A 7,266-nucleotide genomic window follows, 5' to 3' on the forward strand; every position below is an offset into this window, starting at 1 on the left:
CCCTTTTTGCCGGGAATTATGCCGATCCCTTTTCACTACTGGGAATGCACCAAACAGCCGAAGGCCTTGAAGTGCGTGCGCTGTTGCCCGATGCCTCCGATGTTTGGGTGATTGAAACCAACACCGGACGCAAATGCGCCCAGCTTACCTGCCTCGACTCACGCGGTTTCTTCTGTGGCGTGATTCCTCGCCGTAAAAATCTGTTTGGCTATCAGCTGGCGGTGAACTGGCATGGCCAGCAAAACCTGATTGACGATGCCTATCGCTTCGGCCCGCTGCTGGAGGAGATGGATGCATGGTTATTGGGTGAAGGCACCCATCTGCGTCCGTACGAAACCCTCGGCGCGCACGGTACCACCATTGATGGCGTGCACGGCACGCGCTTTGCCGTTTGGGCGCCTAATGCGCGTCGCGTATCGGTAGTGGGCGAGTTCAACTTCTGGGATGGCAGACGTCATCCGATGCGTTTTCGCCGTGAGCTCGGCGTCTGGGAACTGTTCGTGCTGGGCGCGGTGAATGGCCAGCTGTATAAGTTTGAAATCGTGGATAATTCCGGTCAGATGCGCATCAAAGCCGATCCCTTCGCCTTTGAAGCGCAAATGCGTCCACAAACCGCCTCGATGATCTGCGGGCTGCCGCCAAAAACCGAGATGCAGCCACGGCGCAAAGCCGCCAATGCCTTTGACCAACCGATTTCAATTTATGAAGTGCACCTCGGTTCATGGCGACGTCACACCGATAACAACTTCTGGCTCAGCTACAAAGAGCTGGCGGAGCAGCTCATCCCTTACGTCAAAGAGATGGGCTTCACCCACATCGAACTGATGCCGATTAATGAACATCCGTTTGACGGCAGCTGGGGCTATCAGCCGCTCGGCATGTATGCGCCAACGCGCCGTTTCGGTACGCGCGATGAGTTCCGCCACTTTATTGCCGCCGCACATGATGCCGGCATAAACGTGCTGCTCGATTGGGTGCCGGGCCACTTCCCAAGTGATGATTTTGGTCTGGCGAAGTTTGACGGCACCGAACTCTACGAACATAGCGATCCGCGCGAAGGTTTTCATCAGGACTGGAACACGCTGATCTACAACTTTGGTCGTCGTGAAGTTAGCAACTATCTCTCCGGTAACGCCTTGTACTGGATGGAGCGCTTTGGCATTGATGGGCTGCGCGTCGATGCGGTGGCGTCAATGATCTACCGCGACTACAGCCGCGCCGAAGGCGAATGGGTGCCGAACCACTTTGGTGGACGCGAAAACCTCGAAGCGATTTCGTTCCTGCGTCACACCAATCGCATTCTGGGCCGTGCCGCGCCCGGCAGCGTCACGGTAGCCGAAGAGTCCACCGATTATCCTGGCGTCACACGTCCTTCGGAAGATGGCGGCCTCGGCTTCTGGTTCAAATGGAATCTGGGCTGGATGCACGACACGCTGGATTACATGAAACTCGATCCGGTGCATCGTCGCTACCATCATCAGCTGATGACCTTCGGCATGCTCTACAACTACACCGAAAACTTTGTGCTGCCGCTGTCGCACGACGAAGTGGTGCACGGCAAGCGTTCGATCCTCGATCGCATGCCCGGCGATGCCTGGCAAAAGTTCGCCAACCTGCGCGCCTATTACGGCTGGATGTGGGGCTTCCCCGGTAAGAAGCTGCAGTTTATGGGCAACGAGTTTGCCCAGGGACGCGAGTGGAACCACGATGCCAGCCTCGACTGGCATCTGCTGGAAGGTGAGGATAACTGGCATAACGGCGTGCATCGTCTGGTGCGCGATCTCAACCACACCTATCGCCATTTTGCGCCGCTGCATCAGCTTGATTTTGATGGGCAAGGTTTTGAGTGGCTGGTGGTCGATGACCATGAAAATTCGGTATTTGTGTTTGTGCGCCGCGATCGCGAGGGCAATGAAATCATCGTGGTCAGCAACTTTACGCCGGTAGCGCGTCCGCACTATCGCTTTGGCGTCAATCAGCGTGGCGGCTGGCGCGAGATCATGAATACCGACCAGCACGATTATCACGGCAGCGACACGCGCAACCACGGCGTGGTGCACACCGATGAGATTGAAAGCCACGGTCGGCCACAGTCGCTGAGTTTGACCTTACCGCCGCTGGCAACGCTTTGGCTGGTGCGGGAGAGCGACTGATGCTGGAGCAGGGGCAGCCGGAACCGTTAGGTGCGCACTATGATGGGCACGGCGTTAATTTCACGCTGTTCTCCCAGCATGCCGAACGCGTCGAACTCTGCCTGTTCGACGCGCACGGTGCTGAGCGCCGTTTCGCACTGCCCGCGCGCAGCGGCGATATTTGGCACGGCTATTTTCCCGCGCTGAAGCCCGGCCAGCGCTACGGCTATCGCGTACACGGTCCGTGGGCACCGCAGCAGGGACATCGCTTCAATCCCGCCAAGCTTTTGGTCGATCCCTGCGCCAAGGCGGTAACGGATGAAGTGGTGGACGACGCGCGTTTTAACGGCGGCGAACGTGAACCGGATGGTGCGGACAACGCTGCCATCGCACCGAAATCGCTGGTGATCGCCGAAGATTTTGATTGGGAAAGTGATGAGCAACCGCGCACGCCGTGGGGCAGCACGGTGATCTATGAAGCGCACGTACGCGGCTTAACCCAGCAGCATCCGGAAATTCCGGAAAGGCTGCGCGGCACTTATGCGGCGCTCGGTCATCCTGCTATGGTGAAGTACCTGCGCCATCTCGGCATCACCGCGCTTGAGCTGTTGCCGATTGCCCAATTCACCAGTGAGCCGCGCCTGCGCCGTTTAGGCTTGAGTAATTACTGGGGCTACAATCCGTTTGCGTTGTGGGCGGTGGATGCGCGTTACGCTTCGGGCGAAAACGGTTTATCGCCGCTGCAGGAGTTTCAGCAGGCGGTCAAAGCGCTGCACGCGGCGGGCATCGAAGTTATTCTCGATGTGGTGTTCAACCACACCGCCGAGCTGGAAGAGATCGGGCCAACGATTTCGCTGCGCGGCGTGGATAACGCCAGCTATTACTGGCTGGATGGCAACGGCGAATACCAAAACTGGACCGGCTGCGGCAACACGCTGAACCTCAGCCATCCGCAGGTGATGGCGTGGGCGCTCGAAGCACTGCGCTACTGGGTGCGCGTTTGCCATGTTGATGGTTTCCGCTTCGACCTCGCCAGCGTGTTGGGGCGCACGCCGGAATTTCATCAGGATGCGCCGCTGTTTGCCGCCATCAAAGCCTGTTCGCTGCTGTCGCAGGTGAAGCTGATTGCCGAGCCGTGGGACATCGGTCCCGGCGGTTATCAGGTCGGCAACTTTCCACCGGACTTCGCCGAGTGGAACGACCATTTTCGCGATGCGGCGCGCCGTTACTGGCTGCATGGTCAACTGAATAATGGCGATTTTGCCCGCCGTTTTGCCGCATCCAGCGACGTTTTCCAGCGTGAGGCGCGTCTGCCGCACGCCAGCATCAATCTGATCACCGCTCACGACGGCTTCACGCTGCGCGATGTGGTGAGCTTCAACAACAAACACAATCAGGCCAACGGCGAAGACAATCGCGACGGCAGCAACAGTAACTTCAGCCATAACCACGGCAAAGAGGGACTGCAGGTCAATTTCGATATTGTCGAACGGCGGCGGCGTAGCGTGCATGGCTTGCTGACCACGCTGCTGCTGGCGCAGGGCACGCCGATGCTGCTGGCGGGTGACGAACGCGGTCACAGCCAGCACGGTAACAACAACGCCTATTGCCAGGACAATCCGCTGACCTGGTTGAACTGGCAACAGGAAGATTTTGGCCTGGTCGACTTCACTGCTGCGTTAATCCGCCTGCGCCAGCGCATTCCCGCGTTGACGCAGGATCGCTGGTGGCAGGAGGGCGATGGCAGCGTGCAGTGGTGCAATGCCAGCGGCACACCACTGGAAGCCGAGCAGTGGGAACAGGGGACGCACAGAATGCAGATCCTGCTCTCCGGCCGCTGGTTAATAACAATAAACGCCACGGAATCGGTGAGTGATATCGCCTTACCAGACGGAGAGTGGCGTGCCATTCCTCCTTTCGCCGGGGAAGATAACCCCATCCTGACAACTGTCTGGCACGGTCCCGCACACGGTGTGTGTGTGTTCCTAAAGCAATCATAAGGAGTCAGACATGGTGAAATTAGATAGAACAGATCATCTGATGCTGGCGCGCCAGCTCCCTACACAAACGGTTGCCCTGATCCTTGCTGGCGGGCGCGGTACGCGCCTGAAAGATCTCACCGCGAAACGCGCCAAACCTGCCGTGCACTTCGGTGGCAAGTTCCGCATCATCGACTTTGCGCTGTCCAACTGCATCAACTCGGGCATTCGGCGCATCGGCGTGATCACCCAATATCAGTCACATACGCTGGTGCAGCACATCCAGCGCGGCTGGTCGCTGTTCAACGAAGAGATGAACGAGTTTGTCGATTTGCTGCCGGCGCAGCAGCGTGCCGCTACCGAACACTGGTATCGCGGCACGGCCGATGCGGTGACGCAGAACCTCGACATTATTCGCCGCTACAACGCGCAGTACATCGTGATTCTCGCCGGAGATCACATCTACAAAATGGATTACTCGCGCATGCTGCTCGACCATGTCGATCGCGGCGCGAAATGCACCATCGCCTGCTTGCCGGTGCCGTTGGCCGAAGCCACGGCGTTTGGGGTGATGGCGGTGGATGCCGAAAACAACGTGGTCGATTTTGTCGAAAAACCGCCGAAGCCGCCGTCAATGCCGGGTGATGACAGCCGAGCGCTGGCCAGCATGGGCATTTACGTGTTCAACGCCGATTACCTGTATCAGCTGCTGGAAGAGGACCTGCAAGTGGCCGATTCCAGCCACGATTTCGGCAAAGATCTGCTGCCGAAAATCGTCGCCAGCGGCGAGGCGTATGCGCACTCCTTTACGCTCTCCTGCGTGCAGGTTGACGAAAACGCCGAGCCGTACTGGCGCGACGTCGGGACGCTGGAAGCTTACTGGCGCGCCAATCTCGATTTGGCGTCAGTCACGCCCGAACTGGATATGTACGATCACAGTTGGCCGATTCGCACCCACATGGAGCCGCTGCCGCCGGCGAAATTTGTTCAGGATCGATCCGGTAGCCACGGCATGACAATGAATTCGCTGGTCTCGGGCGGCTGCATCATCTCCGGTTCGGTGGTGGTGAATTCGGTGCTGTTCCCGCGCATTCGCATCAACTCGTTTTGCAACATTGATTCCGCAGTGCTGCTGCCTGATGTGGTGGTTGGCCGATCGTGTCGTCTGCGTCGCTGCGTGATCGATCGCGCCTGCGAGCTGCCAGAAGGCATGGTCATTGGCGAAAACCCCGATGAAGACAGCCGTCGTTTCTACCGTTCAGAAGAGGGCATCGTACTGGTGACGCGCGCCATGCTGGCCAAATTGGCTGGCGCAGCAGGGAACTAGGTCACGAACAAGCACACAGGCAATCGCCGCGGGGAACGCGAGCGGTCACATAATAGGGGTTCAGGATGCAGGTTTTACATGTCTGTTCAGAGCTTTTCCCGCTGTTGAAAACCGGCGGACTGGCTGATGTCGTCGGTGCATTACCACAGGCGCAAATAGCCGATGGTACGGATGCGCGGGTGTTGATTCCCGCCTATCCGGATCTGCGTAAAGGAATTCCTGATACTGAGGTCCTGGCGGAGTTGCAAACTTTTGCCGGACCGGTACGCTTACTTTTTGGACATTTTAACGGCGTTGGTATTTATTTAATCGATGCGCCGGGATTGTATGAACGTCCCGGCAGCCCGTATCACGATACTTCGCAGTTTGCTTACGTGGATAACTACCTGCGTTTTGCGCTGCTGGGCTGGATGGGCGCCGAGATTGCCAGCGGGTTAGATACGGATTGGCAGCCAGACATCGTGCATGCGCATGACTGGCATGCAGGCTTAACCTGCGCCTATATCGCCGCGCGCGGTCGTCCGGCGAAAACGGTATTTACCGTGCATAACCTGGCGTATCAAGGGCTGTTTTCTGCGCGTCATCTGGATGAGATCCAGATTCCGCGCGCCTTCTTCGACATGCATGGACTGGAGTTCTTCGGGCAAATTTCTTACCTCAAGGCAGGCCTGTTTTATGCCGATCATATTACGGCGGTCAGCCCGACTTACGCGCTGGAGATCACCCGACCGGAATTTGGTTACGGCATGGAAGCGCTGCTCGAGCAGCGACTGCGTGAAGGGCGCCTGAGCGGGATTTTGAACGGCGTCGATCCGGGCATTTGGGACCCGGCGCACGATCTGCTGCTCACCGCGCGCTACGACAGCGAAACGCTGGAGAGCAAAGCGGAGAACAAGCGCCAGCTACAAATTGCTATGGGCCTTAAGGTCGATGATAAAGCGCCGGTGTTCTGTGTTATCAGCCGTCTGACCAAACAGAAAGGGCTGGATCTGGTGCTGGAAGCGCTGCCGGGTTTACTGGCGCAGGGCGGACAGCTGGTGCTGCTCGGCCAGGGCGATGCCGAGTTGCAGCAAGGTTTCCTGGCGGCGGCGGCTGAACATCCGGGGCGCGTTGGCGTGCAGATTGGTTATCACGAAGCCTTCTCGCACCGCATTGTCGGCGGCGCGGATGTGATTATGGTGCCGAGCCGTTTTGAGCCGTGCGGCTTAACTCAGCTGTACGGTTTGAAATATGGCACGCTGCCGCTGGTGCGTCGCACCGGCGGATTGGCGGACACGGTGCAAGACAGCTCGCTTGAGAATCTGGCGGATGGCGTCGCCAGCGGTTTCACTTTTGAAGACAGTAATGCCTGGTCGCTGCTGCGGGCGATTCGGCGCGCATTTGTTCTGTGGTCTCGTCCTGCACTCTGGCGATACGTTCAGCGGCAGGCGATGGGGATGGATTTTAGTTGGCAGGTGGCAGCACAAGCCTACCGCGATCTTTATCAACGTTTGCTGTAATGAGAGATTGGGATACTTGATATGAATGCACCTTTCACCTATGCCTCACCCACGCTGACGGTTGATGCACTGAAGCACTCAATCGCCTATAAGCTGATGTTTACTATTGGTAAAGATCCATCGATTGCGAATAAGCATGAGTGGCTCAACGCCGCGCTGCTGGCGGTGCGTGATCGCATGGTGGAACGCTGGCTGCGCTCCAGCCGCGCGCAGCTCTCGCAGGATGTGCGACAGGTTTATTATCTGTCGATGGAGTTCCTGATGGGGCGCACGCTCGGCAACGCGTTACTGGCGATGGGCATTTATGAGGATCTCAATCAGGCGCTGGA

4 protein-coding genes and 1 pseudogene are annotated in these 7,266 nt (G+C 58.0%); all 5 read left to right on the top strand.

Features of this window, described 5'->3' with window-relative positions; genetic code table 11:
• On the top strand, nucleotides 1-2,153 hold a 2,153-nt coding region (glgB, locus tag RTY00_RS16145), incomplete at its 5' end, for a 1,4-alpha-glucan branching enzyme (RefSeq protein ID WP_312665117.1).
• The gene (glgX, locus tag RTY00_RS16150; RefSeq protein WP_312665118.1) at nucleotides 2,153-4,132 is read left to right on the top strand and encodes a glycogen debranching protein GlgX; all 1,980 of its coding nucleotides are present in this window, start codon (nucleotides 2,153-2,155) and stop codon (nucleotides 4,130-4,132) included. The genes glgB and glgX, both read left to right, overlap by 1 nt.
• Nucleotides 4,133-4,142: 10 nt before the next feature.
• Complete coding sequence (gene glgC, locus RTY00_RS16155) at nucleotides 4,143-5,438, top strand: glucose-1-phosphate adenylyltransferase (protein WP_008109866.1); 1,296 nt, start codon at nucleotides 4,143-4,145, stop codon at nucleotides 5,436-5,438.
• A 65-nt stretch (nucleotides 5,439-5,503) separates the two neighbouring features.
• Nucleotides 5,504-6,937 (top strand): glycogen synthase GlgA, encoded by a 1,434-nt coding sequence (gene glgA, locus RTY00_RS16160; RefSeq protein ID WP_008109867.1) that lies wholly within the window; start codon nucleotides 5,504-5,506, stop codon nucleotides 6,935-6,937.
• Between the two features lie 21 nt (nucleotides 6,938-6,958).
• Nucleotides 6,959-7,266: pseudogene (locus RTY00_RS16165) on the top strand (glycogen phosphorylase); the annotation flags it as partial.

Source organism: Pantoea sp. CTOTU49201 (assembly GCF_032054795.1).
Taxonomy (GTDB): Bacteria; Pseudomonadota; Gammaproteobacteria; order Enterobacterales; family Enterobacteriaceae; genus Pantoea; species Pantoea symbiotica.

Coding starts and splice junctions, on each gene's coding strand:
- glgC (WP_008109866.1), top strand. CDS start 4,143: ATGGTGAAATTAGATAGAACAGATCATCTGATGCTGGCGCGCCAGCTC.
- glgX (WP_312665118.1), top strand. CDS start 2,153: ATGCTGGAGCAGGGGCAGCCGGAACCGTTAGGTGCGCACTATGATGGG.
- glgA (WP_008109867.1), top strand. CDS start 5,504: ATGCAGGTTTTACATGTCTGTTCAGAGCTTTTCCCGCTGTTGAAAACC.